Genomic DNA, 25235 nt, shown 5'->3' on the forward strand with positions numbered 1-25235 from the left:
CTCACATCTCCCGAAATTGCTTTTCCTGACGCGGGGTCCAAAGCACCTTGAGCTGATAGCCATCCTCGGCCATTTCCTCGCCCAAGACCACACCCTCCTCAAAGAGCCAGGCCCGTTTCTTGCCTTCGGAATAGGGCAGGACGAGATCGCGTTCAATCTTGTCTTCTTCGAAAAACTCCGAAATCGCCGACAAAAGCTCCGGCACGCCCTCGCCCGTGACGGCGGAGATCGCGAAAATGCCCTCTTCCTGCCCCGCACGCTCCATCCGGGCGGCATGGGCCTCAGGGTCCAGAAGGTCGATCTTGTTCCAGACCTCGAACATCGGCGCGTCTTCCTTGATGCCCAGATCGGACAGGATTTTCAGCACGTCGTCTTTCTGTTCCTCGGTCTCCTCGGCGGCGATGTCGCGCACATGCAGGATGAGATCGGCGTCCAGCACCTCTTCGAGCGTCGCGCGGAAGGAGGCCACGAGTTGCGTCGGCAAGTTGGAGATAAAGCCCACCGTGTCGGACAGGATGATCTCGCGGTCGCCCCCGTGCGCGTTTTCGATCACAAGCTGGCGCATGGTCGGGTCGAGCGTCGCGAAGAGCATGTCTTTGGCAAACACATCGGCGCCGGTCACCGTGTTGAAAAATGTCGATTTCCCGGCGTTGGTGTAGCCCACCAGCGCCACGATCGGGAACGGCACTTTCGCGCGCGAGGCGCGGTGCAGCTCGCGGGTTTTCACCACTTTCTCCAACTGACGGCGCAGGCGCACAAGCTGTTCGTCGATGGCACGGCGGTCGGCCTCGATCTGGGTCTCACCCGGACCGCCGACAAAGCCCAACCCGCCGCGTTGCCGCTCAAGGTGGGTCCACGCGCGGACCAATCGCGTGCGCTGATAGCTAAGGGCCGCCATTTCGACCTGCAACACGCCCTCGCGGGTGCGCGCACGGTCGGAGAAGATTTCGAGGATAAGGCCCGTCCGGTCGAGAAGTTTGACCTTCCATTCCTTTTCCAAATTGCGCTGCTGCACCGGTGTCACCGGGCCGTCGATCAGCACAAGCTCGACCTCGGCGGCCTTCATGCGCTGTTTCAGCTCTTCGATCTTGCCGGAGCCGAAAAGATGGCCGGGCTGAATTTTCGGCAGGCGCACAATTTCGGAGCCGACCACTTCGAGGTCAGGGAGAGCGGCGGCCAGCGCCACGGCTTCCTCCAACCCCGCCTGCGGTTCGCGGCGATTGCGGTCGGAAGTGATGTCGGGATGAAGCACCCAGGCGCGGGTCTGCTTCACCTCATGTTCGTAAAGTTCGGCCAAATGCCGCTCCTTTGATAGGGTCTAAAACGTTACGCCAGAACGCGCAAAAGCACCTGTCGCCGAAACGTCAGGTGCGCGTCCTTAGGTAATCTTCGAGATGCAAACTGCAAGAGGGCCGAGATCAGGCCTCTTCGCCGTCGTAAAGATTGATCGGCTGGGCCGGCATGATCGTGGAGATCGCGTGTTTGTACACCAGCTGCGATTGGCCGTCACGGCGCAGAAGGACGCAGAAGTTATCGAACCAAGTGATCACACCCTGAAGTTTCACGCCGTTGATCAAAAAGATCGTGACGGGCACTTTGGTCTTGCGAACGTGGTTAAGGAAGGCGTCCTGAAGGTTCTGTTTGTCGGCGGCCATGATCTTTGCCTTTTTCTTGCGCTTTATGATGCGAACTGTCCCTCGGGCGACAGCACTTGAGCACACCTCGCCGCAGATTCACCCGAATGTCAAGATAAGCGTCTGAAATTCCCCGCTCTTGTGTCGCAGCTATGGAAAAGACGACACAAATTTACGTCACTCTGGACGCTAACATTCCGGGAGGCGCGGATCACCGCCGCCAGAATTCCGGGTTCAACAGCGCGATGATCGCCAACATCTCAAGCCGCCCGAGCACCATGGTGGCCGCCAGGATCATCTTTTCCGCATCCCCAAGGCTGGCGTAGCTCAAGGGCACATCGCCCACCACATTGGCCAAAGGCCCCGTGGTCGTGAGTGCGGAAATGGTGAACACCGCCGCTTCTTGGAAATGCAGCCCGAAGAGGGACAAAAGCATCATCACGGCGGCAATGGTAAAGGCGAAAACCATGAAATAGACCCAGGCCACATAGGCGCCTTCGCGCCGGATGCGCCGGGCATTGGCGCCCGCCCCGCCGACCGAATGCGGCGAGATCAGTTTTTCGATTTCGCGTTCGCCGTGACGCACCAACGCATAGAGCCGGAGCAGCTTGACGCCGCCCGCCGTGGTCGCCACGCCGCCGCCGAAAATCGCCAGCCCCATGAGCAACACCCCCGGCGCCTGAAGCCCGGACCAAAGCCGTGCCTCCTCCCAGCCGAGGCTCTCGAAGCCCGCGGTGGAGAGGAAGGACAGCACCATGAAGATGCCGCCCCAAAGGGATGACAGCGCACGGGTAAAGGTCCAATCGCCCGAGACCTCCAGCACCGAAACCCAGTGGCGCAGGAACAGCAAGATCGGAATCACAACGATGAGCGCGAGGCCGATTTTCATCTCCGGGTCACGCCATAGGGGCGGCGCGCCGGTGCGGGCCTGATCGGCGGTAAAAGTTTTGCGCGACAAAGCGAGAAACAAGAAGGCAAAGACCAGAACTTCGCCGATAAACCCGGTGCCCGCCTCGGTCAGTCCGCCGACGGGCGAAATGCCCGAGGTGGCCATCACGGACATGGCATGACACAGCGCCACAAAGGGGTTCGAGCCGATCATCGAGAGCGCAAACCACAGCGCCAGCGTCAGGCCGAGATAGATCGGAAACAGTTTGACGGTGAAACGCGCGAGGCGCTCAGGCGCGGCCGCAACACGGGTGATCTGAGAGGCGCGTACCTCGCTTTGCCCAACCCCGCGCGAGGAAATCACCTCAAAGCCGCCAAGGTTCAAAGGCGCCAGCACCGCCACCGCCGTGATCCAGGCAAAAAGCCCGCCCAGCCAGCCCACAAGCGCCGTCCAGAGATGCACCGGGCGCGACAGCCGCGCCGGATCGTCAAACAGCGTCGCGCCCGTGGTGGTGAGCGCCGAGACCATCTCGAAATAGGCGTTGAAATAGGTGGTGTCTTTCGTGGCCTCCGCGAAGGGCACGGCAAGGATCAGCGGCAGCGCGGTATAGGTGCCCAAAAGGGTCAAAAGCTGATTTCGCCCCTCCCGGTCGCGGTCCATAAGGCTGTCGCGATCCTCGGTCGCCTCGGGGCGGAACCGGGCAATGGCGATGAACCCCGCGAGCGAGGAAAACAGCACCGCCGCATAGAAGAACGCCCGCGTATCGTCCCATTCGCGCAGCACCAAAGCATAGATCGCAGGGACCAGCATCGCGCCCCCGCTCACCAGCATCAGCTGGACAAAAAATGGCATGCGCGAAAAGCGGTTCATTAGAAGTAATCGATCGACACTTGCAACAGACGCTCGACCTCGGGCACGTCGTCCCGGAGCGAGAAGATGGTGATCACATCGCCCTCGTCGATGCGCGTGGCACCGGTCGGTTTGACGTATTTGCCCCCCTTGGAGATCGCGCCAACCAACACGCCTTCGGGGAAGTCGATGTCACGGATCGGTTTGCCGGAAATCGGCGAGGTCGAAAGCACCTGCGCCTCGATCACCTCCGCCTCGCCATCGCCGACGGAGTAGACATTGCGCACCCGCCCGTGGCGGATGTGGCGCAGGATTGAGGACACCGTGGTGGCGCGCGGGTTGATATAGGCGTCGATGTCGAGCGCATTGAGGATCGGCACCAGCGTCGGGTCGTTCACCAGACAGATCGCCATCTTCGCGCCGCGTTGTTTCGCGCGCACGGCGGCCAGCATGTTGACCTTATCGTCATCCGTCACGCAAAGCGCGGCATCGGCTCGGGTGATCCCCGCCTCGGCCAAAAGCTCCTGATCCAGCGCATCGCCGTTGAGCACAATCGTGCGCTCCAGACTGTCGGCGGCCTTCTCTGCGGTCTTGCGGTTCTTCTCGATGATCTTGGCGCGCACGCGTTCGGTGCGGGTCTCCAGCGCCTGCGCCACAGCGAGACCGACGTTGCCGCCGCCCAGAATGACCACACGGTCCTGTTTGGCATGGGTCTTGCCGAAAATCTCAAGCGTTCGGGTCAGGTCGTCGGAATGGGCAAAGACATAGACCTCGTCTTTGGCAAAGAGCTGATCATTGGGTTCGGGTGCGAACAACCGCCCCTCGCGACGCACGCCGACAACGATGGCCCGGAGCGTCGAAAACAAGTCCGACAGCTCGCGCAGGGAGGTGTTGAGCACCGGGCAGTCCTCTTCGAGCAGGATACCCATAAGCTGTACGCCACCCGCCAGAAAGGCCTGCGTGTCAAAGGCCGCAGGCGCCGCCAAACGCCGCAATGCCGCCTCAGCGACTTCTTTTTCGGGCGAGATCACCACATCAATCGGCAGGTGATCGCGGCGGTAGAGATCGGAATAGATCGCGGTCAGATAGCTCTGTGCCCTGAGACGCGCGATTTTGCGCGGCACGCCGAACACCGAATGCGCCACCTGACAGGTGACCATATTGACCTCATCGGAATAGGTCGCGGCGATCACCATATCGGCGTCGCGCGCCCCTGCCCGCTCCAACACGTCCGGGTAGGAGGCAAAGCCCTCGATGCCCTGCACGTCCAATGTGTCGGTCGCGCGGCGCACCAGCGCGGGGTTGTTGTCCACGACAGTGACGTCGTTTTTCTCGGAAGAGAGTTGTTTGGCGATCTGCCAGCCGACCTGGCCCGCGCCGCAAATGATGACTTTCATCGCATCACCTTTATTGCTTCGCCCCAGCCTTCGCACTTAACGGCGAAGGCGTCAACGCGGCTGTCACGTCATTTCGGGCCGTCAACAGCCGTTACTCCGCCTCTTCCGAGACATAGGCCACGCGGCCCCCCTGTTTGTTGCCGGTCACAACGCCCAGGGATTTCAGCTTGCGGTGCAGCGCCGAGCGTTCCATGCCCACGAAGGTCGCGGTGCGGGAAATATTGCCGCCGAAGCGGTTGATCTGCGTCAGAAGATACTCGCGTTCGAACAGCTCACGCGCCTCGCGCAGAGGCAGCGTCGCAATCGCAGGCGACAGAACCGCCCGCCCGTCGTCTTCGCGCGCACCCTCTTCGGACGGCAGTTCAGAGACCTCGATGTCGCCCGTGCTGTCACCGAGGATCAAAACGCGCTCGATGACGTTCTTGAGCTGGCGCACATTGCCCGGCCAGGCCATGGTCTGAAGCATCGCGGCGGCGTCTTCTGTCAGCCCGCGCTGCGGCAGGCCCTGTTCGCGGTTCAGTTTCTCGATGAAATACCCGGCCAGTTCCGGGATGTCCTCACGACGTTTTTCGAGCGCCGGCACCTCAATCGGCACCACGTTCAGCCGGTGGTACAATTCCTCGCGGAAGGTCCCCGCCGCAATCTCCATTGTCAGGTCGCGCGAAGTCGAGGAAATCACCCGCAAATCGACGGAGACCTGCGCCGTGCCGCCCACCCGCGTGAACCGTTGATCGACCAACACGCGCAGGATTTTCGACTGGGTGCCAAGCGGCATATCCGCCACCTCGTCGAAATAGATCACGCCGCCGTTGGCCTCTTCCAACAGGCCTTTCTCGATGCCGCGCTCCGGGCTTTCACGGCCAAAGAGCACCTCTTCCATCCGGTCGGGTTCGATATTGGCCGAGGACACGGAGACGAAAGGCGCGTCGTTGCGGTCAGAGCCCGCATGGATGAACCGCGCCGCCACTTCCTTGCCCACGCCCGCGCCGCCCGTCAGCATAACACGGCCGTTGGATTTGATGACTTTTTCCAGATTGAGTTTGAGCTGTTTGAAGGCAGTGGAGACGCCGATCATCTCGACATCGCCCGACCCCGACCGTTTCAGCGTGGCGTTTTCGCGCCGCAAACGCGAGGTCTCCATCGCGCGGGTGATCACCACCATGAGCTGGTCGATGTTGAACGGTTTCTCGATGAAATCGTAAGCGCCCTGTTTGATCGCCGCCACTGCAATTTCGATGTTGCCATGGCCGGAAATGATGATGATCGGCACCTCCGGGTGCTCGCGTTTGACATGTTTGAGAATATCGATCCCGTCCATCTCGCTGTCCTTCAGCCAGATGTCGAGGATCATCAGCGCTGGCACCGCGTCGCCGATCTGTTTCATGCAGTCGTCGGAATTGGCCGCCAGCCGCGTCTCAAAGCCTTCGTCCTGCAAAATATCTCCGATCAACTCGCGAATATCGCGTTCATCGTCGACGATCAGAATATCAGACATGGTTCACTCCAGACTTCATAATTACACTGCAAGCTCTTGTTTTTCATCTTTATTCACCACCTCAATGAGGGCGAGACGAATGGTGGCGCAGGCTCCGATCCGCCCCGAGGGATCAATCGGCTCACCATCCATGAGCGTCAGCGTCCCGCCATGTTCCTCGATGATTTTCTTGACGATCGGCAGGCCCAAACCGGTGCCTTTCTCGCGCGTCGTCACATAGGGTTCGAACAGGCGCGAACGATCTTCGGGCAGGCCGATGCCGTTGTCCGTGATCGTCACCACCGCCTCATTCTCCTCGCGCCGCATCGCCACGCGCACGGTTGGCTCATAGCCCTCTTGAAAACCTTTTTCCAACACAGTTTCAATGGCTTCCCCGGCGTTCTTTATCAAATTTGTAAAGGCCTGACCGATCATCGTTGCATCCACTTCGGCCCAGGCGTGATCCGGTTCGATCTCGGCCCGCACCTTTACGTCCGGCAGCGCGTTTTGCTGCAACAGCACAGCGCCTTTCACCAGATCGACAAGATCATTCTCGCGCCGTTCCGGGCTTGGCATCCGGGCGAATTTCGAGAACTCATCCACGATGCGACGCAAATCGCCGGTCTGGCGCACAATGACGGAGGTGTATTGCTCAAGATCCGCCCGCGCCTCTTCGTCGAGGCCGCGCCCGAATTTGCGCAGGATGCGTTCGGCGGACAATTGAATGGGCGTCAGCGGGTTCTTGATCTCATGCGCAATGCGCCGCGCCACATCGCCCCAAGCGGCCAGACGCTGGGCACTCACCAGATCGGTCACATCGTCAAAGGCCACCACATAGCCCTCAAGCCGCCCCTCGACGTCGCGCCGCGTGGCGATGCGCACCAAAAGGCTTTCCTGCGCGCCGGAGCGAATGAGCCGCAATTCTTCTTGGGCCACCTCGCGATTGCCCGCGCGCAGCACATCGAACAACGGTCCGAATTCCGGCACCACCACGGCCAGCGCCTCGCCCGTCACATCGCGCGCGCCAAGGTTCAACAGCGCCTGCGCCGAGCGGTTCAAAAGCGTCACGCGACCTTCCGCGTCCAAGCCCACGACGCCCGCCGTCACCGATGAGAGCACAGAATCGAACAGGCGGCGGCGCTGATCGATCTGTTCGTTGCGGTCCAAAAGCTCGTCGCGCTGCAGCTTCACCTGCCCGGTCATCTGGTTGAACACCCGGCCCAAAGTGGCGATTTCGTCTTGGCCCTCTTCCTCAGGCACACGCACAGACAGATCGCCCTCGCCCACCTTCTGTGCCGCCCCCGCCAGCCGCCCGATGGGGCGCGCGAGGCGTTCGGCGAACCACAGACCCAGCCAGGTCGCCGCCAGAATGAGGATGATGGCAAAGCCGATGTACAAAAGCCCGAATTCAAACAACAGCCGCCCACGGTCGCTTTCCAACTGGTTGTAAAGCGCAATGCTGTCCTGCGTTTCGTCCAAGAGATTGAGGATTTTGCCATCCACATCGCGGGTCACATAGAGATAGCGATCCGAAAACCCGGCAAGCCGCTGAAGCGCACGGGATTCGTTTTGATCCCAATCGTCGATCAGCACCAGTTCGCCGGTCTCGGCGCGGGCCAGATCGGCCTCGGAGGGATGTTCGTAATCAAAGAGATAGGAGCGATCACCGCGCGCTTTGATGTCGCCCGCCCGGTCGATCACATAGGCTTCGCGCAGGCCCCGCTGAATGAGGCCCTGGCCCTGATTGAGCACCTGTCTAAGCGCCCCGTCGGGCAGAATCGTGACCTGACGGCGGCGGTCGATGATGAAATTCGCAAGCGCGCGGGTGTCCTCGGAGAGGCCATCGTGATGCTCGTCCTCATAGGCCTTCGCGGCCTCCATCGACGACCCCACCACATTGCGCACCCGATCAGAAAACCAGCCTTCGAGGCCGAAATTCACCGTCACCACGGCGAAGATCGCCACCATGACGGTCGGAATGAGCGCCAAAAGCACGAAAGCGCCGGAGAGCCGAAGGTGGAGCCGCGAGCCTTCGGAGTGGGCGCGCCGCGCGGCGATGACCCGCGCGATGCGTTGCGCCACCAGCCCCGCGACCAGAATGACATAGACCACATCGGCCAAAAGCACCGAGCGCAGCACGGTCGAGGCCGGGCCATGGTCCAAAGGCCCCAAGACGAGGAAGGTCATGATCGCCAGAACCGGGCCGAGAATGAACACCGCGAGCGTCGCGACATTTTGCAATCGGCGCTGGCGCCTGAGCCGCGTCAACCGCTGCCAGCTTTGCCGTCCGATCCGTTGTGCCAGGGCCTTATCTGCCCGTGTTTTGGCCACGCTGCGCCTCGTCTTTATCCTGCTTCTGGTCCTGCCCTCTTGCGCGGGTTGGACCAAAATCATGACCAAGACGCAAAGCACGGACATCCGTTGCAATCTGGTCGCAGCTGCGTGCTTTCCGCATCACTGCGCCCAAATCACCACGGATGTGGCCTTTTTACATCAACTTGCGGCGGCGTGTCACCTGAATATCGAGATCATTGATCTTTTTACGCAAGGTATTGCGGTTGATGCCAAGAAGATCGGCACATTTGGCCTGATTTCCGCCGACCGCATCGAGCGCGATTTCGATCAAAGGCCCTTCGACTTCCTTCAAAATCCGCTGATAAAGCCCCGGCGGCGGCAGGACACCGCCATGCAGGTCGAAATAGCGGCGCAGGTGTTTCGCCACCGAAGACGACAGTTTTTCGCCCTCGGAGCCGCCTTGCAGCGGTTCCATCGCGGGCTGGTTGCCCAAAACGGTTTCTACTTCGATCCGGGTGATTTCCTCTTCGGGCGAGGTCACAATCAGACGACGGATGGTGTTTTCCAACTGGCGCACGTTGCCCGGCCAGCTGTAGGCGCGAACCAGCTCCATCGCCTCATGCGAGAAGCGGCGCGCGGACAGGCCATCACGTTCGGCTTTCGACAGGAAGAACTCCGCCAAAAGCGGGATGTCATCGACGCGCTCCCGCAGCGAGGGCACAGAAATCGTCACGCCGCCCAGACGGTAGAACAGGTCCTGACGGAAGGCGCCGCTTTCCATTTTCGCGGCCAGATTGGCCTGGGAACTGGCCATGATGCGCGGGCCGTTGTCGGTGAAACTGTCGAGCATCCGCACGATACGAGCCTGCGCCTCTTCATCGAGATCGCCCACTTCGTCAAACAGGATCGAGCCGTTCTTGGCCTTGGAAATCACCGCAGCCGGGCCTTCCATCGTCGCCAGATCGGCGGCCGAGACCACCACGAAGGGCAAAGTGCGTCGGTCGGAGAAATCATGAATCGCGCGGGCAATCAACGATTTTCCCGTGCCGCTCTCGCCGGTGATCAGAACCGGAAGATCGGTGTTCATCACGCGGGCGACAAGCCGATAAAGCGTCTGCATCGCAGGCGTGCGCCCCACCAGCGGCAGGTCTTCTTTCGGTCCCTCGGAGGGCGCTTTGGCATTCGACGGCGCCGGGTTGGCGCGGCGCTTGACCTCCAGGGCCTTCGCGGCGCGCTTCATCAGGTCGGGCAGATCGAAAGGTTTCGGCAGGTAATCAAAGGCTTCTGCCTCTGCCGCCTGAATTGCCGTCATGATGGTGTTCTGCGCCGAGATCACGATGACCGGCAGACCGGGGCGCAGTTCTGCGATTTTCGGCAGCGCCTCCAAGCCATTGCCATCGGGCATCATCACATCGGAGATCACCAGATCGCCCTTCCCCTCCTCGACCCATCGCATCAGGGTGACCAGAGATGAGGTCGCGTGGACCTTGCATCCGGCGCGGGTCAGCGCCTGGGTCAGAACGGTGCGGATCGTGCGGTCGTCATCAGCGACGAGGATCGTGCCATCCATGTTTTTCTCTCCTTGTCAGTTTCGCGCCAGAGCTGAAAACGGAACCGAAGCCGTCTCCTGTCCGTCGCGCATCCCCTTTTTAACGGGGTTCTTCACAGTTTTATTACACATCATGCCCAGATCATCCGCCTCACGTCGAGGATGTTGCGTCACGCGGCGCAACCGGCAGCGAAATTCGAAACACGGTTCTGCCCGGCGTCGAGTCGACCGAAATCCAGCCCTCGTGGTCGGAAATGATCTTGGACACCAAAGCGAGGCCCAACCCCGTGCCATTTTCGCGGCCCGACACAAAGGGTTCGAAAATATCCGAGGCGATCTCCGGCGGAAGACCGGGGCCATCGTCGATGATCTCGACTTGCAACGGCAACGCACCGCCGGTGCCATCCTTGCGCCGCAGCCGCAAAGACAAGTCGTAAAAGGTGCGCAGACGGATCACACCGCCCTCTTTACCCGCCGCCTCGGAGGCGTTCTTGATTAGGTTCAAAAAGACCTGCAACAGCTGATCGCCATCGACAAAAGTGGGCGGCAGCGAGGGGTCGAACTCCTCGATAAACTTCATATTCGCGCCGTAGGACAGCTCGGCCGATTTGCGGGCGCGGTCCAAAAGGTCGTGAATGTTGATCGCGCGTTTCGCGGGGGGGCGCAGGTTGCCGAATTGCTCGACCTGCTCCAAAAGCGCCACGATCCGGCGGCTTTCGGCCACGATCAAATCGGTCAATTCCAGATCCTCGGGGCTCAAACTCATCGACAGAAGCTGCGCAGCCCCGGTGATGCCAGCCAGAGGGTTTTTGATCTCATGCGCCAGCATTTCCGCCATGCCGATCGCCGAGCGCGCGGAGGTTTTCACCTGATGCGCGCGGCCCAGCCGGTCGGCGATCTGGCGCGGCTCCATCAACAGGATCAGCCAGTCGTCCATGCCCTGCAAAGGCGCGATCTGGATGTTGCATTGCACCGGGGCCGCATTGCCGCCGGAAACATCCACATTGTTGATAAACAAAGGCGAATTGTCGCGACGCACGCGGGCGAAAGCCTCTTCGAGCGGCGCATCGATGGCCAGTTTGTCAAACACCGGCACGCCCATCAGGGTGCGCGCGGAGGCATTCAAAAACAGTTCCGCCGAGGAATTCACCTCATTGATCAGATTCGTCGCGTCGATCATGACCGCAGGCACCGGCAGCGAAGGCCAGAGCATATCGAACCGCGCATCTGTCATGCGGCATATCCTTCCGTATCGGTAAAATCTCCGCTGAGCGCATCCGGCAAAAGCGCCAGCACGCCTTCGGGCGTCTTTTCGGTCAACACACGCTTGCGCAGCGCCGCGGGCGTGCCTGCGGTCTCCATGTACCAGCCCAGATGTTTGCGCATCACGCGCGCCCCTAGGTCCCTGCCATAAAAGACGACACCAGCCTCATAATGTCCGGCGACCATATCGGCGAACTCCTTGCCCTCGGGTCGCACGGGTTCCGGCAAGCCGGTGAGGTTCGCCGCCACCTGCGCCAGAACCCAAGGCTGACCTTGCGCGCCGCGCCCGATCATCACCCCATCAGCGCCCGATTGGCTCAAAGCCTCCTGCGCCGTCTCGGGCGAGGTGATATCGCCATTGGCGATCACCGGGATCGACACCGCCTCTTTCACCGCCCGGATCGCCGACCAATCGGCGCGGCCTTTGTAGAACTGACACCGGGTGCGACCATGGATGGTGATCATCTGGATGCCCGCGTCTTCGGCGCGTTTGGCAAGCTCCGGCGCGTTCAACAGCGCATCGTCCCAACCCAGCCGGGTTTTCAGCGTCACCGGCACATCGACCGCCGCCACCACCGCCTCAATGAGCGTCAAGGCATGGTCGAGATCGCGCATCAGCGCCGAACCGGAATAGCCGGAGACCACCTTTTTCGCGGGACAGCCCATATTGATGTCGATGATCCGCGCACCGCTGTCTTCGGCGATCTTCGCTGCCAAGCCCATCGGCTCCGCCTCACGCCCTGCAAGCTGCACGGCAGTGTTTTCGACACCAAAGCCCAGCTCCGCCTTTTCGCGGGTGCCAGGACGCGCGTTGATCATGTCATGCGAGGCCACCATCTCGGACACCACAAGCCCCGCCCCAAAGCTGGAGACCAGCGTGCGGAACGGCAGATCGGTGATCCCGGCCATAGGGGCCAGAAACACGGGAGGGTCCAGTGTGAGTTGCGCCAAACGAACGGGCAAGCGATTAATCCTTAAGCATTTCGACCAGAGGTAGCGCCCAGAGATGCGAGTCGCAAAGGGTCGCGCGGGGCTTTCGAGGAAAAAAGGGGCGAAAAACGACGTTTGCACAAAATTTAATCTATCAGACAGTCAAAAACAGCGCATTGCAAGGGCGCGCGCCAGCGCTTATCCCAAGTCGCATGACAAAAACTGCCGTCATCATCGTTGCCGCCGGACGCGGCACCCGCGCGGGCGGGACGCTGCCGAAGCAATGGCAGGTGCTCAAGGGCGCGGCTGCGTCGTTGCGCGTGATCGACCATAGCATCGCGCGGTGTCGGGCGCAGGTTGACAACATCGTCGTTGTGCATCACCCGGACGATTTGGACCTCGCGCAAAGCCTTGAAAACGTGACACTTGTCTGCGGCGGCGCGACGCGTGCGGCCTCGGTGCGGGCGGGGCTTGAGGCGCTTGTCGGGCTGGGCATCGACCGGGTTCTGATCCATGACGCGGCGCGCGCTTTGGTCCCCGATGCCGTGATCGAAGGTGTGAAAAGCGCCCTCACCCACCACCAAGGCGCCGCCCCCGCGCTTGCTGTGACGGATGCGCTTTGGCGGGGGGCCGTCTCGCAGGATGCCACGGAAACAGGCAGTTTCGTGGACGGTACGCAGGATCGGAGCGGATTGTTTCGCGCCCAGACACCACAGGGATTCGCGTTCGAGGCGATTCTGGCCGCGCACAGATCTTATCAGGGCGAGGCCGCCGACGATGTCGAAGTGGCCCGCGCGGCTGGCCTCAAAGTGGCGATCACGCGCGGCGCGGAAGAGAATTTCAAAATCACCCACCCGGAGGATTTCGCCCGGGCCTCCGCACTGTTGCGGCAAAAAGAGCAGGAGACGACACAGATGGATATACGTCTTGGAAATGGCTACGACGTGCACCGGTTCGGAGAGGGTGATCACGTCTGGCTCTGCGGCGTCGAAGTCCCGCACGGTCGCAGCCTTCAGGGCCATTCCGACGCCGATGTCGGCATGCATGCGCTCACCGATGCGATTTACGGCGCACTGGCGCGCGGCGACATCGGCCAGCATTTCCCCCCGTCTGACCCGCAATGGAAAGGCGCCGAGAGCCATATTTTCCTACGCCACGCCATCGAATTGGCGCGCGAGATGGGCTATGAGCTGATGAATTGCGACGTGACACTGGTCTGTGAACGCCCCAAGGTGGGGCCGCATGCTCAGGCCATGCGCGCCGCTCTGGCCGAGATCATGAACGTCGATGTCGAAAAAGTCTCGGTCAAAGCAACCACTTCCGAGCGGCTGGGCTTTACCGGTCGCGAAGAGGGCATCGCGTCTTTGGCGACCGCCGCCTTGATCCGCACCGCATAAGAAGGAAGAGCAAGATGAACCCTTTCGCCGAACTCATCGCGACCATGGCCCGGATCGGCTATATGCGCCCCGCCCCCGGCACCTGGGGCTCGGCGGCCGCTGTGCCTTTGTTCTGGATTCTGCATGAAACTCTGGGCGTCCCGGGCGTGTTGATCGGCACCGTCGTGATGTTTATCGCGGGGCTTTGGGCCACCGGCGAAATGACCCGCGGTTCCGACAATCACGACCCCTCCGAGATCGTCATCGACGAGTTGGTCGGCATGTGGATCGCGCTCATTCCGGTCTCCATCGGCTCCGCGATGGCCGGTGCGCCCTCGACCGCGCTTTGGCCCGCATGGCCCACGGCGTTCATCGCATTCCGCCTCTTCGACATCTGGAAACCCGGCCCCGTCGGCTGGGCCGACAGACGCGGCGATGCTTTGGGGGTGATGCTGGATGATGTGATCGCCGGCGTGTTTGCGGCGCTGGTCGTGGTGATCATGGCGGGGATTTACCATAAGGTGATCATGTGACGACCGAAATTCCCTATCAACTGGCCGAGGCGACGCTGGCGGCGGCGCGCTCGAAAGGCGTGATGATCGCCACCGCAGAAAGCTGCACCGGCGGGATGATCATCGGCAGCCTAACCGAAGTGGCGGGCTCCTCCGACGTGGTCGAACGCGGATTCATCACCTATTCCAACACCGCCAAGCGTGAAATGTTGGGCGTCTCGCCGGTGACCTTGGCGCAATATGGCGCGGTCTCTGAACAGGTGGCGCGCGAAATGGCCGAAGGTGCCGTGAGCCGCTCGCAGGCCCAGATCGCCGTTGCCGTGACAGGCATCGCTGGCCCCGGCGGCTCCGAACATAAACCCGAAGGCCGGGTCTGTTTCGGCCTCGCCTATGAGGGGCACGACACGATCGTGAAAACGGTGGAGTTCGGCCCCATTGGCCGCGCCAATGTGCGCAGCGCGACCGTGATCACGGCGCTGGAAATGCTCTGCAAGAGTCTTCAAAGCGACCGGATTTGAAGACTCCCTCCGATGAATCGCCCTCTCGCGCGACAAAGATTCAATTCCGGCTAGATTTTACACTCAAGCCGGAATTTTAGGTCATTTTATATGCAATTCCAAAAATGATGCATTTTTGGCCTCATTTCTCGCTGTCTTGCCTCTTTTAAATCATCATCAGTGCCGCTTTACGCAGCACAACGCGCAAATCATGCGCAGATTTTGACCAAGGAGGGGACAATGGTCGAAGGAACAATGGTCGGAGCGGATACCGCCTGGATACTGGTGGCCACAGCACTGGTGCTCTTCATGTCATTGCCAGGGCTCGCCCTGTTTTACGGCGGGCTTGTGCGGGCACGGAACGTGCTTTCGGTCTTTATGCATGTCTATGCCATCGCCTGTTTGATGAGCGTCTTGTGGCTGGCCTTTGGCTATTCCATTGCCTTTGGCGAAGGCAGCGGGGTCTGGGGCGCGATCTGGGGCGGTCCGGGCAAGATGTTCCTCGCGGGCATCGACGCCGAGAGCCTGTCGGGCACCCTGCCAGAAGTGCTGTTCTTTGCCTTTCAGATGACCTTTGCCATCATCACCCCGGCACTGATCGTCGGCGCCTATGTCGAACGCGTGACCTTCGGCTTTGTGCTTTTGTTTTCCGCGCTCTGGATGCTTTTGTGCTACGCGCCGGTGACCCATTGGATCTGGGGCGGCGGCTTTATGGCCGATGGCGGTATTTTCGGCGAAACCGGAACGCGCGATTTTGCAGGCGGCATCGTGGTGCATGAAACCGCAGGGCTTGCCGCGCTGATCATCGCGGTCATGCTCGGGCGGCGCAAAGTGGACAACAAACCGCCGCACAACCCCGGCTATGTGATGATCGGCGCCTCGATGCTTTGGGTTGGCTGGTTCGGGTTCAACGGCGGCTCACAGCTTGCTGCCGACGGGGGCGCCGCCATGGCGATCACCGTGACACATCTGTCGGCGGCCGCCGCCTCGCTCACCTGGGCGCTTTGGGAGCGGATCAAATATGGCAAGGCCTCACTCGTCGGGCTTGTGACCGGCACCATCGCCGGACTTGCATCGATCACCCCGGCCTCGGGCTTTGTCGGCCCGATTGAAGCGCTGATCATTGGTGCCGTGGCCGGCATTCTGTGTCAGGAAATGGTCGGTTTGATCCGCAACAAACTGCGGATCGACGACACGCTTGACGTCTTTGCCGTCCATGGTGTGGGCGGTATTTTCGGCACGATCATGATTGCGGCCTTCGGTCAGGGCACATGGCTGGCACAGCTTGGGGCTTTGGCCATCGTGGGGGTGTTCACCTTTGTCGTCACCGTCGTGCTGGTGCTGGTGACAAAGGCGCTCGTGGGGATGCGCGTCGATTTGGAAAGCGAACATCAGGGGCTCGATCTTTCGGCCCATGGCGAAAGCGCCTACGATCACAATTCGTAATCGACCTAAGACAGAAAATCTCATAAGAAAGCGGGCCTGCGGGTCCGCTTTTTTTGGTGGCCCGCTCAGGGGGAGGACGTAAGGGGAGGAAAAATGCTCGAAATGATCGTGATCCTCATCGCCGGGCTAGCCGGCGGTGCGCTCAATGCCGTCGCGGGGGGCGGGACATTTCTGACCCTGCCCGCCTTGATTTTTGCCGGTGTGCCGCCGGTTTCGGCCAATGCCACCGCCACGCTCACCGCCCTGCCCGGCTATGTCTCAAGCGTCTGGGCCTACAGGCGCGACCTGCACAGCACCGCGACCATGCCCGCCGCGCGGATGATCGTGATTTCGGCGCTGGGCGGGGTGATGGGCGCACTGCTTTTGCTGATCACGCCCAATGACACGTTTCTTGTGGTGGTGCCTGCGCTGATGGCCTTGGCGACCCTACTCTTTGCCGGTGGGCCACAGATGATCAAACGGTTGTTTGCGCGCGAGATGTTGGGGCCGCTTGGCGCCGCTGTCGCGCTGTTCGCCGTCTCCATCTATGGCGGCTATTTCAACGGCGGGCTGGGGATCATGCTTTTGGCCGTTCTGGGCCTCATCGGGTTCACCGATCTGCATGCGATGAACGGGCTGAAGAACGCTTTGTCGGTGCTTTTGTCGCTGGTCTCCGCCGTGACCTATGTTTTGGCCGGTGTGATCGCTTGGGACTTTGCCGCCGTGTTGGCCGCCGCGATGATCGCGGGCGGTTTCTTGGGCGCGCATTACGCGCGACGGATCAAGAACACCGCACGGCTCAAGCACTTCATCGTCTTGGTCGGCGTGGTGATGACGGTGATCTTTACGGTGCGATTGCTCTGAACCGTCACCCGTAGAGTTCTGCCGCCCGACGTTCAAACGCGCGCACGATGCGTTGCATGGCATCGTTGAACACCATGCCGATCACGCCTTGCAGGATGGCGTTCTTGAACTCGAAATCGACGAAGAACTCGACATCACAGCCGCCATCTTCGGCGGGGGTGAATTGCCACCAGCTTTTCATATAGCGAAACGGGCCGTCGAGATATTCGGTGTCGATCCGGCGCTCTTCGGAATAGAGTTTCACACGCGAACCGAATTTTTCGCGAAACACCTTAAAGGAAATCACCAGATCGGCGAGCATCAACTCGTGGTTGCCCATGTCGCTGCGCGAGCGGATGCGCGCCGCGGCATTCCACGGCAGGAATTTCGGGTAGCTTTCGACATCGGCCACCAGCGCGTACATCTGATCGGCGCTGAACGGCATGTGCTTTGTTTCCTGGTGCGTCGGCATGGTCTCTGGTCTATGTTTTCCTTGCCTGATACATCTATGGCTAAGCCCAAAATTGCAAGGGTCCAAAACGGGACCAAAAGGGAACAGGATGACGCAGCGACCCTATCACATCGATGTCATGATCTCGGCCAAGGCGATTGCCGCCCGGATCGAGGACCTCGCGAAAGAGATCAGACGCGACTACAAAGACACCGACAAATTGGTGGTCGTGGGCCTGTTGCGCGGCTCATTCGTCTTTATTGCCGATCTGGTGCGCGAGCTGGAGATGAATGTCGAGGTCGATTTCTTGGAGGCCTCCTCCTACGGCAATGCCACCGAATCCTCGCGCGAGGTGAAAATCCTCAAGGATCTGCGCGGTCCCATCGAAGGCCGCGATGTTTTGGTGGTCGAGGACATCGTCGACACCGGGCATACGCTGTCCGCTGTGATGAAACTCCTGCACTCGCGCAACCCGCGCAAGATCGAAACCATCGCGCTTTTGGACAAACCGGCGCGGCGCGAGGTCGATCTTAAGGCGACTTGGACCGGCTTTGAAATCCCCGACGCTTTCGTCGTGGGCTATGGCATCGACTTTGCCCAGGCCAACCGCAACCTGCCCTATATCGGCTCGGTGGTGTTTGAGGACGAAGGCAAAGGCGCGTGAACCAAATGCGCTGGATGCTCCGCGCCAAACGTTGGGCGCAGAACCCGCCCTCCGCCAAGCGGGTGAAATTTACCTTTGCGATCATTGCCGCCTGCATCGCGCTCTACGCGGTCGAGAAAACCGTCGGCCTGCCCGACTGGATGCAGGTCGAACGGCCCGCGAGGGTCAAGCTTCAGTAAGCTCAACGGTGGCTTTCACGCTCTCCAGCCCCATCAGCATATCCTCCTCCGCCTCCAAAGCCATGGCGATCCGCGAACGCGCCTGACGCAGACGCGGCGCATCGGCCAGATCGACATGTGAGGCCACAAAGACCGGCACCGGCGGCACCTCCAAAACCGGCGTGATCCGCCGCAATTTGGTGGAGGCATTGCCCAAAAACACCGGCAACATCACCCGGCCCATGCCCTCTTCGGCCAAGGCCCGAAGCGTCAGGAAACTGTCAGAGGCCGCCATGAAATGCACGTGTCGCCGCTCAAGTTCCTCGCGCAGCTTTTGCCCCGCATGAGACCGCCCTATGCCGCCTGTCAGGCCCAGCCAGTGGTCCTCGGGCACCGCGTCAGAGGCGGCGTAAAAGCCAAAGGCCATCTGCGTCGCCATATCGCCGAACAGATCGTCGGGCAGTTTGTAGGTCGGGCGCACCGTCACATCGGCATGAAGCCGCGACAGGTCGAGGTGGCTGTTGGTGGACAAAAGCTCGAAGGACAGGTCTTGCGCATGTGCCGAGAGCCGTGCCAGAAGATGCGGCAGAACCGCCTGACAAAATGTATCCGTCGAGGTGACGCGAATGATCCCGGCCAAGGGCGCCTCGCCCACCTGCGCCAGCCGTTCGACGGCGCCCACGGCGGCCTCAACCTCGCGCGCGGCTTCGATCAGCCGCAACTTTTCGGGCGCGATGTCATAACCACGCACGGATTTTTCGAACAGTTCAACGCCCAGACGTTTTTCGATAGCCGCCACGCGACGCAAAACGGTGGCATGGTTGACCCCCAACTCGCGCGCAGCCCCCGAGACAGACCCGGAGCGGGCCACGGCAAGCACGAACCGATAATCGTCCCAATTTGGTCTGTGCATCATATCAGTCTCTCCCTTGATATATGCGAAATATAGCATGGGAGTCGTGCACTCTGCCTTGAGAGAGATCACATGAAGGGCGATTTTTGCACAGGTTTTACAGTCGTGAAGCTGCGGTGTCTTTGACGCTCAGGGCAACGCCGCCGTCTGGAACAGTGTGACCTTCAAGCCACCGTGCGCCACCGGCGCGCCAGTCGGCAGCCACGGCAGACCCGTCGCATTGGCCAGCTGCGCATCCGAGGTGATCATGCCCACACGCCAGCCGGAAAACCGCGCGCGCATCACCTCGCCAAAGGCACCGTAAAGCGCATAGAGGTCTTTCTTTTTGCCAATCCGTGCCCCGTAAGGCGGGTTGACGATCACAAGACCCGGTGCGCCTTCGGGGCGCTCTATCTCGGACACAGAGACAGGTTTGAACTGGCACAGATCGGCGACGCCCGCGCGTTCGGCATTGTCACCTGCCATGCGAATAACGTTCACATTGCGATCAGAGCCGTAAAACTGCACATCCGTGTCCCATGTCGAGGCTTGGGTCTTGAAATTGTGCAGAGGCTTCGGGTCAAAGCCCACCAGATGTTCAAAGGCAAAGGACCGCGCACGACCGGGCAAAAGCCCCCGCGCCATTTCCGCCGCCTCGATCACAAAGGTCCCGGAACCGCACATCGGGTCCAGCACCGGCTCGGCGCCGTCAAATCCGCACGCGCGCAGGAAAGAGGCCGCCATGGTTTCGCGCATCGGCGCCTTGCCGACGCCCGCCTTAAAGCCACGTTTGTGCAGCGCCTCTCCGGAGGTGTCGACGGAGAGGATGACCATATCGTCCTCAATCCGCACCTTCAGGACCACGAGGGCCTCGGGCGAGACCGGCGCCCCCAGTTCCTCAGTGATGGCGCGTTCGATGCGCTCTTGTGCAGCGCCCGCGTGGTAGATTTTGTTGCGCTTGCCGGTGACGACCTCGACCCGAAACGGCACATCGGGTCGAAGCACCTCGCCCCAGGGGAATTTGCGCGCGCGTTTGTCGAGCTGCGCCAGATGCAGCGCCCGGAAATTGCCGATCCGCGCCAGAACCCGCGCCGCACAGCGCAGGGTCAGGTTGGCACGCCAGACGTCTTCCCATGTGCCTTCAAAGGTCACGCCACCGCCGACGGCGACCGGCGACGGGAAACCCGCCTCAATCGCCTCAGCCAGAAGATAGGGCTCAAGCCCCGGCTGGGTGCCGAGGAAAATTTCAAATCTGTCTGACACTTAGGCTTGACCGAGTTTGGCCAGACGGTTTTCGCGCAAGCGCGCAAAATCGTCGCCCGCGTGATAAGACGAGCGCGTCAGCGGCGTGGCGGAGACCATCAAAAAGCCCTTGTTGATCGCGGCTTTCTCGTAGCTTTTGAAGGCGTCGGGCGTGATGAATTCGGCCACCGCATGGTGTTTCGAGGTTGGCTGAAGATATTGCCCAATGGTCATGAAGTCGATGTCGGCGGCGCGCATGTCGTCCATGACTTGCAGCACCTCGGGGCGTTTCTCGCCCAGACCGACCATGATGCCGGATTTGGTGAACATCGTCGGGTCAAGTTCCTTCACCCGCTGCAACAGACGCAGGGAGTGGAAATAGCGCGCACCGGGGCGCACCTCTTGATAGAGGCCCGGCACGGTCTCGAGGTTGTGGTTGAACACGTCCGGCTTGGCCGCAACCACGGTTTCCAGCGCTGACGGGGCGCATTTCAGGAAATCTGGCGTGAGAATTTCAATGGTGGTCTCGGGCGAGCGTTTGCGAATGGCGCGGATGGTCATGGCGAAATGTTCCGCGCCCCCGTCCTCGAGGTCATCGCGGTCGACCGAGGTGATCACCACATGTTTGAGGCCCAGTTTCTGAACCGCATCGGCCACGCGGCCCGGCTCGAAGACATCCAACTCATCCGGGCGCCCGGTGGCGACGTTGCAGAAGGTACATCCACGGGTACAAATCTCGCCCATGATCATCATGGTGGCGTGGCCCTGCGACCAGCATTCGCCCGCGTTCGGACAGCCCGCCTCTTCGCATACGGTCACCAATTTATGCTCACGCATGATCTTATGCGTGTCCATATAGCCCTTGGACGTGGGTGCCTTGACCCGGATCCAATCCGGTTTCTTCGGCTGGGCGTTGTCGGGGCGATGTGCCTTTTCGGGGTGGCGTTGGTCGGGGATCTTGAGATCACGCATGGCAGGATGCTTTTCCGTTTGGGCTTTTCCGTATGGATCACGATATAGGCAACCTGCCCGCAAATGTCTCGTGAAATCCGCAGATTTCCGGGGCGGGGCCGGTTTCGCTGCAAGTGCATTGATACGTGCTTTAGAATCGCTCTAAAAGGTCCGCGACAGAATGAAGCGCCCCTTTGTGATCCGGGCGCGCGATCCAAGGAGCAAGATGATGAAAGCCGGTTACAAACTCCCCGAAGTGACCTTCCACACCCGCGTGCGTGACGAGAGCATCGGTGGCCCGAACCCGTTCACATGGGAAGACAAAACCACCTCCGATTACTTCGCAGGCAAGCGCGTTGTGCTGTTCTCCCTGCCGGGCGCCTTCACCCCCACCTGCTCCACCTACCAGCTGCCGGGCTTTGAAAAAGGCTTTGCAGATTTCAAAGCCGAAGGCATCGACGCGATCTACTGCATGTCCGTCAACGACAGCTTTGTCATGAACAAATGGGCGCAATCTCAAGAGCTTGAGAACGTTGGCGTGATCCCGGACGGCTCCGGCGAATTCACCCGCCGCGTTGGCATGTTGGTGCGCAAAGACAACCTCGGCTTCGGCCTGCGTTCCTGGCGCTACGCCGCCGTCGTCAACAACGGCGTTGTCGAAGCCTGGTTCGAAGAGCCGGGTCTGTGCGACAACCATGGCGAAGACCCCTATGGCGTCTCCTCCCCGGAAAACGTGCTCAAGTGGCTCAAAGGCGAAGAGGCCGAAGCCGTCGCGTAAGACGCCCGCCTCTCCAATGATACGAAAGGCCCGCGGGGAAACCTCGCGGGCCTTTTTGCATCTGCGGCATTTTAAGATCTCAGAATACCATCGCATACCGGGAATGCCGGAGACGCATGGCTCAAATCAAAACCGAAGTCCTCACCCCACCCCCAACTCCCGCAAGGTGAGAGCAACAATCGCCATGATCAGGATAAGCCAAACCGCCCAGCCCATCGCACGGATCGAACCGATGAAACCCCGGTATCGTTCCGCATAAGCAAACATCTCCCGATCATCATCGTCCAGCCTTTTGACCCCCATCATGTCCATTTGAAGTGTCTCAGGGTCTGGTTTGTCCCCATTCAAATGGCGCATGTTGTGGATCTGCACGGCAAAGCCTTTGTACCCGTTGCACTTGCGCACCTTCATCATCAGAACAGTGTAAAAATAAACCGTCAGCGGATAGAAAAACGCCGGGGGTCTTCCGGCAGCAAACTCATATGTTCTTAGCAATGTCTTGAACCGCACGTGACCATTTTGGATGTCCACGGCGGGTCGCCGCATCAGGCCGGGTAAAATCAAACCACCAGAAAACAACAGGATGCCCACAAACAGAAACAGCCCCCAGAAAGGCTGTATCGCAATCAATCCTAGCACGCCTTTCAGATCGACCCAGATCAAAACAGCCCCGCACAGCATACGCGGCACGCTTCGTTTGTGTCTAAGATGCAGTTCAAAGGACGAATGCGTCGGCTGCGCACGTTCAGACCTCGAACGGGATCGTTGCCGACGAGATTTCTTTTTATAAGACATTTTTGTTCAACGGGCTGAGTGGTTTATTGGGGGAGAAATTTAGGCGCGAACACGCGCCTCACAAAGCAATTCTTCACCCGCATCTTTCAACAGCGCGGCCAGTTCCGTGAACCATTCTTTCACCTCCGTCGAGTGCCGCCGCACCAGCGCCACGGTGCGTTCTGGTTGCGGATCGGGAAAGCGCCGCACGACCATATCGGGGCTCGCCGCCATTTCGGAACAGAGCGCGATCTCCGGCAAAAAAGTCAGCCCAAAGCCCTGCGCCACCAGCCCGCAAAGCGTGGCCAAGGACGAGGCGCCGAGGTCCACTGTCTGGCGGGTGCGTTTGAGGCCGCAGACATCGAGCGCCTGATCGGCCAGACAATGGCCCTCATCGAGCAACAAAAGCGTATCTGGGGATAGGTCAGTTGGGCGCGGGGCGCTTTGCGCCGTCAGCGCCTCGATCCGCGCTTGCGACCCGGCGAGCAAGAACCGATCCGTGAACAACGGCTCCGCCATCAGCCCCAGCGTGTCATAGGGCAACGCGATCACCGCCGCATCGAGTTGACCCGCCGCCACCATCGCAATCAACTCCGCCGTCTGCGCCTCGCGCACCCGCATGTCGAGATCCAAAGCCGCCGCCTTGATCCGTGTCAGCGCGCGCGGCAAGAGATAGGGGGCGATGGTCGGGATGACACCAAGGGTCAGCCGCCCGGTGAGGCCTTTGGACAGGCGAATCTCGGCCTCGAGATTGCGGGTCAGGGCCAGAATTTCGTGACAACGCTCGAGCACCACCTGTCCCGCGCGGGTCAGCCGAATGTCGCGCGGCAGGCGTTCGACCAGCTGTGCCCCTAACGAGGCCTCCATCTCCTTGATTTGCTGAGACAAAGCGGGCTGCGTGACATGCACGGCCTCGGCGGCGGCCGAAAAACTGCGCCGCTCGGCCAGAGCCACGAAATAGGTCATTTGTCGGAGTGTAAGCATGGGGGACGCCCTCGTTTGATTAGTTTATCTAATCAAACGAGGGCGGTGTGACAACTTATTGCAATGATGAGGATGCTCTTAACTCGGCCAGACCGGCGCTCCTCCTGGGCTCCGCCCGTGAAATCCTCAAACGCTCCACTGGAGCGTTTGCGCGAAGCCCCGAACCGGCCGGCCCCCGCAAGCGTGCGAGGGCGTTCGCGCCTTTGAAAGGTCCACTGGACCTTTCAATCTGGCCCTTGGCCAGACCGGCCCTCACCCAATCAGATTGCTATACCCCGCCTCATCGTAGTGCTTCTTCAACCGCTGCAACGCGATCCGCAGCACGATCTTGCCGGAGCGCGCCGACCAGCCCATGCGTTTCTCGGCCTGCTCCATGCCTTCAAGATAGCAACAGCAGCGCAGCGCCACATCGCCCAGGCCCGGCCCGAGGTCCAAAAGCGCCGCGCCGACGCGCGCCCGCGCCGCATCGGGGCCAAAGCCGTTGACGTTGCCCGCGACATCCTTTTGCGCCCCCGCCGTCAGGTAGAGGTCCCAATTCTGTTCTTTGCCCGCCCCCATCTGGGCCAGTTCGAAATCCTCGCGCAGACGCTCCGCAGCCCCCACAAGTTCCGGCGAAAGAAACGCCTCGCCCTCTTTGTCACGACGGCGCGCCAGCACCATGACCGGGCTTTCCGCCGTGTTGTAACGGATGCGTTTGTTGCGACTCTCGCCCTGATCGAACTCCGCCCGGAAATCATAGTCCGGGTCCATCTCGCCGAACCGTGCCGGGGCCTCGGCAAACCCTGCACGAGCGGATTCGTCCTCTGCCAGAAACCGACGCAGCGCGGCGCGGCCCGCGGAGGTGATCGTATAGCGCGTGATCTTGCCCTTGGCGTTCGCGGTGATCCAATCCTTTAGCGCCATCGCCTGCGCAATCGGACGGTCGAGCACGGCGGTGCGCGTGGTGCGCCCGTCCGGCAAATCGCGCACCACGACGGCCTTTTCCATATCTTTCGCCACCGCCAGACAGGCCCCCGGTTCGGACAGGCGGCGCAAAATGCGGCGCGCTTCGCGATGGATCGTCGCGTCATCCGGCGGGGTGGACCCCATGGGGTCGTCGAACGGGGTATTGTCTGTCATCGTGTCCATGTCCTTGGCTTTGGGCAGCGCGCTGGGGAGAGGCTGGGGATCGGCATCTTTCGGGGCCAGACGACTAAGCGAGGCCAGCGCTTCGTCGATCAACGGATCGTCGCGCTTTTGCTCAAGCTTGCGGACCTGTCGCATCACCGTGGAGGGTGCACAGCCCCCCTGTCGCGCCAGTTCCCTGATCGTGTCTCCGCTTTCCGTATGTGCAAGATAGCGTTTGGCTTCCTGAGGCACCCATTTCGGCAGGCACCCCCCTCGTGCGCTCCCTTGGTTCATCGTCGGC

The 25235-nt window shown here is 60.9% G+C and carries 24 protein-coding genes; 8 read left to right on the top strand and 16 right to left on the bottom strand.

Annotated features, from left to right (window positions below):
• Window position 1 precedes the first annotated feature (1 nt).
• The 9 genes from hflX to dusB form a co-directional block, all read right to left on the bottom strand.
• Window positions 2-1297, bottom strand: coding sequence for a GTPase HflX (hflX, locus tag ACN0X0_RS01050; protein ID WP_226550743.1), 1296 nt, complete (start codon window positions 1295-1297; stop codon window positions 2-4).
• Between the two features lie 121 nt (window positions 1298-1418).
• The gene (gene hfq, locus ACN0X0_RS01055) at window positions 1419-1655 is read right to left on the bottom strand and encodes an RNA chaperone Hfq (protein ID WP_066603845.1); all 237 of its coding nucleotides are present in this window, start codon (window positions 1653-1655) and stop codon (window positions 1419-1421) included.
• 190 nt (window positions 1656-1845) lie between these two features.
• Window positions 1846-3375 carry a TrkH family potassium uptake protein gene (locus tag ACN0X0_RS01060; RefSeq protein WP_417277650.1) on the bottom strand — a complete coding sequence of 510 codons (1530 nt, stop codon included), beginning with the start codon at window positions 3373-3375 and terminating at the stop codon, window positions 1846-1848.
• Between the two features lie 17 nt (window positions 3376-3392).
• A complete protein-coding gene (gene trkA / locus ACN0X0_RS01065) occupies window positions 3393-4769 on the bottom strand; it encodes a Trk system potassium transporter TrkA (RefSeq protein ID WP_417277651.1) in 1377 nt (458 codons plus the stop codon).
• 91 nt (window positions 4770-4860) lie between these two features.
• On the bottom strand, window positions 4861-6264 hold the full coding sequence (locus ACN0X0_RS01070) for a sigma-54-dependent transcriptional regulator (protein ID WP_417277652.1): 1404 nt from the start codon (window positions 6262-6264) through the stop codon (window positions 4861-4863).
• 21 nt (window positions 6265-6285) lie between these two features.
• On the bottom strand, window positions 6286-8547 hold the full coding sequence (locus ACN0X0_RS01075) for an ATP-binding protein (RefSeq protein WP_417277874.1): 2262 nt from the start codon (window positions 8545-8547) through the stop codon (window positions 6286-6288).
• A gap of 184 nt (window positions 8548-8731) precedes the next feature.
• Window positions 8732-10108: a sigma-54-dependent transcriptional regulator gene (locus ACN0X0_RS01080; protein ID WP_167600579.1), complete on the bottom strand. Its 1377-nt coding sequence runs from the start codon at window positions 10106-10108 to the stop codon at window positions 8732-8734.
• A 130-nt stretch (window positions 10109-10238) separates the two neighbouring features.
• Window positions 10239-11321, bottom strand: coding sequence for a two-component system sensor histidine kinase NtrB (locus ACN0X0_RS01085; protein WP_417277653.1), 1083 nt, complete (start codon window positions 11319-11321; stop codon window positions 10239-10241).
• Window positions 11318-12313, bottom strand: coding sequence for a tRNA dihydrouridine synthase DusB (gene dusB, locus ACN0X0_RS01090; protein ID WP_417277654.1), 996 nt, complete (start codon window positions 12311-12313; stop codon window positions 11318-11320). The genes ACN0X0_RS01085 and dusB overlap by 4 nt, the downstream gene beginning before the upstream one ends.
• Before the next feature lie 179 nt (window positions 12314-12492).
• Here dusB and ACN0X0_RS01095 point away from each other — a divergent pair, with 179 nt between their 5' ends.
• The 5 genes from ACN0X0_RS01095 to ACN0X0_RS01115 all read left to right on the top strand — a co-directional run bounded on the left by ACN0X0_RS01095 (window position 12493) and on the right by ACN0X0_RS01115 (window position 16954).
• On the top strand, window positions 12493-13677 hold the full coding sequence (locus ACN0X0_RS01095) for a bifunctional 2-C-methyl-D-erythritol 4-phosphate cytidylyltransferase/2-C-methyl-D-erythritol 2,4-cyclodiphosphate synthase (protein ID WP_417277655.1): 1185 nt from the start codon (window positions 12493-12495) through the stop codon (window positions 13675-13677).
• Window positions 13678-13691: 14 nt separating this feature from the next.
• A complete protein-coding gene (locus tag ACN0X0_RS01100; protein ID WP_417277656.1) occupies window positions 13692-14189 on the top strand; it encodes a phosphatidylglycerophosphatase A in 498 nt (165 codons plus the stop codon).
• Complete coding sequence (locus tag ACN0X0_RS01105; RefSeq protein ID WP_417277657.1) at window positions 14186-14686, top strand: CinA family protein; 501 nt, start codon at window positions 14186-14188, stop codon at window positions 14684-14686. Before ACN0X0_RS01100 ends, ACN0X0_RS01105 begins: the two co-directional genes overlap by 4 nt.
• A gap of 234 nt (window positions 14687-14920) precedes the next feature.
• The gene (locus ACN0X0_RS01110) at window positions 14921-16111 is read left to right on the top strand and encodes an ammonium transporter (RefSeq protein WP_226551002.1); all 1191 of its coding nucleotides are present in this window, start codon (window positions 14921-14923) and stop codon (window positions 16109-16111) included.
• A 93-nt stretch (window positions 16112-16204) separates the two neighbouring features.
• Window positions 16205-16954, top strand: coding sequence for a sulfite exporter TauE/SafE family protein (locus ACN0X0_RS01115; RefSeq protein WP_417277658.1), 750 nt, complete (start codon window positions 16205-16207; stop codon window positions 16952-16954).
• Between the two features lie 4 nt (window positions 16955-16958).
• On the opposite strand, the gene ACN0X0_RS01120 is transcribed toward ACN0X0_RS01115, so the two are convergent.
• Window positions 16959-17405, bottom strand: a complete 447-nt coding sequence (locus ACN0X0_RS01120; RefSeq protein ID WP_417277659.1) for a type II toxin-antitoxin system RatA family toxin — start codon at window positions 17403-17405, stop codon at window positions 16959-16961.
• An 88-nt stretch (window positions 17406-17493) separates the two neighbouring features.
• Between ACN0X0_RS01120 and hpt the strand changes: the two genes are divergently transcribed.
• Both hpt and ACN0X0_RS01130 read left to right on the top strand, forming a co-directional pair.
• The gene (gene hpt / locus ACN0X0_RS01125; protein WP_417277660.1) at window positions 17494-18048 is read left to right on the top strand and encodes a hypoxanthine phosphoribosyltransferase; all 555 of its coding nucleotides are present in this window, start codon (window positions 17494-17496) and stop codon (window positions 18046-18048) included.
• Between the two features lie 5 nt (window positions 18049-18053).
• The gene (locus ACN0X0_RS01130) at window positions 18054-18227 is read left to right on the top strand and encodes a hypothetical protein (protein WP_417277661.1); all 174 of its coding nucleotides are present in this window, start codon (window positions 18054-18056) and stop codon (window positions 18225-18227) included.
• On the opposite strand, the gene ACN0X0_RS01135 is transcribed toward ACN0X0_RS01130, so the two are convergent.
• The 3 genes from ACN0X0_RS01135 to lipA form a co-directional block, all read right to left on the bottom strand.
• Entirely contained in the window at window positions 18214-19122 is a 909-nt protein-coding gene (locus tag ACN0X0_RS01135; RefSeq protein WP_417277662.1) for a LysR family transcriptional regulator, read from the bottom strand. The genes ACN0X0_RS01130 and ACN0X0_RS01135 overlap by 14 nt on opposite strands.
• 126 nt (window positions 19123-19248) lie before the next feature.
• Entirely contained in the window at window positions 19249-20361 is a 1113-nt protein-coding gene (locus ACN0X0_RS01140; RefSeq protein WP_417277663.1) for a THUMP domain-containing class I SAM-dependent RNA methyltransferase, read from the bottom strand.
• A complete protein-coding gene (lipA, locus tag ACN0X0_RS01145) occupies window positions 20362-21312 on the bottom strand; it encodes a lipoyl synthase (protein ID WP_417277664.1) in 951 nt (316 codons plus the stop codon).
• A gap of 208 nt (window positions 21313-21520) precedes the next feature.
• On the opposite strand from lipA, the gene ACN0X0_RS01150 reads away from it, so the two are divergent.
• A complete protein-coding gene (locus ACN0X0_RS01150; RefSeq protein ID WP_226551000.1) occupies window positions 21521-22069 on the top strand; it encodes a peroxiredoxin in 549 nt (182 codons plus the stop codon).
• Window positions 22070-22210: 141 nt separating this feature from the next.
• Here the strand turns inward: ACN0X0_RS01150 and ACN0X0_RS01155 are convergent, their stop codons facing one another.
• From ACN0X0_RS01155 to ACN0X0_RS01165, 3 genes are all read right to left on the bottom strand, one after another.
• Window positions 22211-22732, bottom strand: coding sequence for a hypothetical protein (locus tag ACN0X0_RS01155; protein WP_417277665.1), 522 nt, complete (start codon window positions 22730-22732; stop codon window positions 22211-22213).
• A gap of 171 nt (window positions 22733-22903) precedes the next feature.
• Window positions 22904-23827, bottom strand: a complete 924-nt coding sequence (locus tag ACN0X0_RS01160; RefSeq protein ID WP_417277666.1) for a hydrogen peroxide-inducible genes activator — start codon at window positions 23825-23827, stop codon at window positions 22904-22906.
• Window positions 23828-24079: 252 nt separating this feature from the next.
• On the bottom strand, window positions 24080-25228 hold the full coding sequence (locus ACN0X0_RS01165) for a DUF6456 domain-containing protein (RefSeq protein WP_417277667.1): 1149 nt from the start codon (window positions 25226-25228) through the stop codon (window positions 24080-24082).
• Window positions 25229-25235: the final 7 nt, after the last annotated feature.

It is taken from the genome of Celeribacter sp., from assembly GCF_048270365.1.
Classification (GTDB): domain Bacteria; phylum Pseudomonadota; class Alphaproteobacteria; order Rhodobacterales; family Rhodobacteraceae; genus Celeribacter.